The sequence below is a fragment of the Vibrio sp. Vb2880 genome, from assembly GCF_033337975.1.
GTDB lineage: Bacteria > Pseudomonadota > Gammaproteobacteria > Enterobacterales > Vibrionaceae > Vibrio > Vibrio alginolyticus.
This window is the reverse complement of record NZ_JAWORT010000059.1, coordinates 1-2834: the sequence shown is the minus strand read 5'-3', so window position 1 is coordinate 2834 and position 2834 is coordinate 1. Positions and strand designations below refer to the sequence as shown.

General features: G+C 35.2%; 3 protein-coding genes and 2 pseudogenes. 4 read left to right on the top strand and 1 reads right to left on the bottom strand.

The genetic code is table 11. The features are described 5' to 3' along the window. The 3 genes and pseudogenes from R7M92_RS24760 to R7M92_RS24750 all read left to right on the top strand — a co-directional run. Positions 1–662, top strand: a pseudogene (locus tag R7M92_RS24760) (hypothetical protein); the annotation flags it as partial. Continuing rightward, positions 662–1414: an AHH domain-containing protein gene (locus R7M92_RS24755; RefSeq protein WP_318134553.1), complete on the top strand. Its 753-nt coding sequence runs from the start codon at positions 662–664 to the stop codon at positions 1412–1414. The pseudogene R7M92_RS24760 and the gene R7M92_RS24755, both read left to right, overlap by 1 nt. A gap of 15 nt (positions 1415–1429) precedes the next feature. Further along, positions 1430–1966, top strand: coding sequence for a hypothetical protein (locus R7M92_RS24750; RefSeq protein WP_318134551.1), 537 nt, complete (start codon positions 1430–1432; stop codon positions 1964–1966). Between the two features lies 1 nt (position 1967). On the opposite strand, the gene R7M92_RS24745 is transcribed toward R7M92_RS24750, so the two are convergent. Further along, entirely contained in the window at positions 1968–2459 is a 492-nt protein-coding gene (locus R7M92_RS24745; RefSeq protein WP_318134549.1) for a hypothetical protein, read from the bottom strand. Between the two features lie 70 nt (positions 2460–2529). On the opposite strand from R7M92_RS24745, the pseudogene R7M92_RS24740 reads away from it, so the two are divergent. Further along, positions 2530–2834 (top strand): annotated as a pseudogene (locus R7M92_RS24740) (hypothetical protein); the annotation flags it as partial.

Genomic DNA, 2834 nt, shown 5'->3' with positions numbered 1-2834 from the left:
CAGCAGATGTCCGCGATTTATCAGCGAACATTATGACGTTGTTGAATGAGGAAGAACGTGAAAAGTCGGAAAACTGGCTGGCTCTTTCATTAACGCTTATCGGTTGTGTCCCGACATTTGGTAGTGCAGTCAAAGGTACGTGTAAAGTAGCCCTTAAAGGCGGGAAAGGAACTTCAAAGGATACTTTGCTAGCTGTTTTAAGAGGCATGGGTAAGGGTGATCCAGAAAAATTCTTGCGCACGTTAGATTGGATGGATTATGCGAAACAAACCAGCCAGATTGTTAGTGATGTTTTAAAACCTTGTATTGAAGTGGCAACGGAGTTGGCTTCATACGCAAACAGAATGGGTGCAGATGAGCTCGGTACGTATTTCTTGAAGTTAGCGGATGAGGTAAAAATCATCGATAAGATGGTACCGGACAAGCTTAAAGAAGCGATGGGCGAGTTTGATAAGCTTTTTGCTCGCATCTTAGGTAAGGGCGAGAAAACCTATCCAGCAAAAGTAAAACACAATACAGGTGAGTCTGCTCAGTCAGGAAAGAACTCTGCGAAGGCGAATGAGAAAAAGGAAATGAAACCTGGTCGTTGTGAAATATGTAATAAGGAAATAGGAAAACTTAAAACACAATGTATTGGCCATAGGATAAAGAAGGCAAAGTAATGGGTAATTGGAAAGAGCTAAAAAAGAAAGGCAACCTAAGCAGGAATAGAGAAGTTGCAGAGGGTTTTGATAAGTTTAGCAACAACTGGGCTCCAATATGTGAAATGTTCGGCAGAAAAGTTTATAAACATCCATGGATTATCAATAATACTAACAAAGATCTGCCAGTTACTGCCCTAACTCCGCACCATATAGTGTCAGTTTCGTCTTTAGACTATTTGAATAAACGATATAGAAAGATCCTAACGGAATCTTTATATAACGTGAATCACCCTAAGAATCTTTTGTTATTGCCACATGTGCGCCATCTTGCATGTGAATTGAGAGTTCCTCGTCACGCATCATCACATGAGTCTTGGGGACTAGTCAAAAATGTTATTCCTGAAGAAAATTTGGGAAGGATAACAGCACAGAACAATGATATCGCAAAAGGATATCATTTCTTAGTTAACGGTAAAGTAAGAAAAGAAATAAAAAAGATAGTAAAGAAATGTAAGAATTATACGGATAGAGAAATCGTCGATTCAATTGACAACTTGTCTAGAGCGATCGCGTTTGACATTACATATGGTAAATTCAAAATTACACTTAATGATGACGACTATAGGTTAGAAGGAGGCAATGGGAAAGGATGTAATCCAAATGGTTGTAAGAGTGCAAGAAAACATAATTTTTACGTTGATCCTATTTCTGTTAGGGAAAAGGGAATGACGGCAGGAAGGTTAAAGACTGCATATGAAATATATAAGTGAAGGGTATGGTATTACATGTATTTGTCGGAATTAAAGTTTTATGAAGTGACAGAAAATTATTACACAAGTGAATTTCATTTTTATGAATCCGATATAAGGACATTTGAAATAGTATATGATCAAATTACATCATTTGAGACAAGGATCGTCATAAAGGCAACAGGTGAAATAACTGATAAATCGTTAAAGAAAATTTATAGATATGCAGATGGTTTTCTTATAGATAAGTGTCATGCAGAATTATTATTTTCGCTAGATATCTATAATGTTTCGATTCTGCCAGTAGTAATTATTGATGGGGTGATAGAAATAAATAATTATTATTACTTGAAGGTTCATTCTGTTAAGAATTGCATTGACTTTGAAAAAACTGATTTTTATAGAAGTGGACATTCGCTTTCATTCAAGAAGTTGGTGATAGATAAAAAAATGATAGACTGGAAAGATAGAATATTTTTTGTTGATGACGAATATTCTATCTTAATGGATAAGGAAATTGCGGAAGTCTTTGGTTCTGATGATTTAATAATGACCCCTGTTGAAATTGTTTAAACTACATAGTCATATTTTCTATGCTATTATTTACCTCTAGGTTAATAGATGAGTCAACGCCTAAGTTTATGGATTTAGTCAATGAGGGTGCTCTTCTTTTGGTAAATGCACCATCTACTTTATATGAGTAATATTCTTTTTCTCCTTGAATTTCATCGCTTTCGATAGGATAAAGTATTTCACTATTTATAAATTTGACATCGTCATCTAAATCAAATTCTAAAGTGAAGATAGCATCAATAATTATGTCTTTGTTAGTTTCATTGACTTCACAGCTTATAATGTTTAAAAGTTCTACAATCAGTCCGTCAACTAACTCTAATGCATAATGATTAGATTGGTGACTATTTGTTGGAGTTAATTTTAAGTAAGGCGTCAATTCAGTGTCATCAACCACCAGAGTTAAATTTTTTCCTGTGAAAAAGTACTCGGATACATATTTTTTTGGAAAAGTTGCATGGTATTTAAATGTAAAGCAATTGACCTTGATCATAATTGTTCTCCTCGAGAAATAATTAGATTGATGAAGTATTATAATACCTAAATAATATAGAGGCAATACGATGGAAAAAGAATACGTGTTACTTACAAAGCAAAGTGGAATAGACTTCCCTTTCAAAGCAACGCCCACTCCCATAGTCCCTGTAGAACCAGACCTATTACTCGAAATGACCTTTTCTCCAAAGCTATTTATCATCAGTGATATTGCGTCAAAAGTAGAGAAACTGGTCGTACACGGAGTAGAGTGGTTAGACGCTCGCGTGGATTGCTCTCCAAGCCAACCATCCGAAGATGAAATTAAAGTTTACGAAGATTATCGTATGCCTTACATCCATCAAACTTATAAATTGACGGACAAAGAAAAACA

Bases quoted from the DNA above. Each gene is read 5' to 3' on its own strand.
- R7M92_RS24755 (WP_318134553.1), top strand. From the start codon at position 662: ATGGGTAATTGGAAAGAGCTAAAAAAGAAAGGCAACCTAAGCAGGAAT.
- R7M92_RS24750 (WP_318134551.1), top strand. From the start codon at position 1,430: ATGTATTTGTCGGAATTAAAGTTTTATGAAGTGACAGAAAATTATTAC.
- R7M92_RS24745 (WP_318134549.1), bottom strand. From the start codon at position 2,459: ATGATCAAGGTCAATTGCTTTACATTTAAATACCATGCAACTTTTCCA.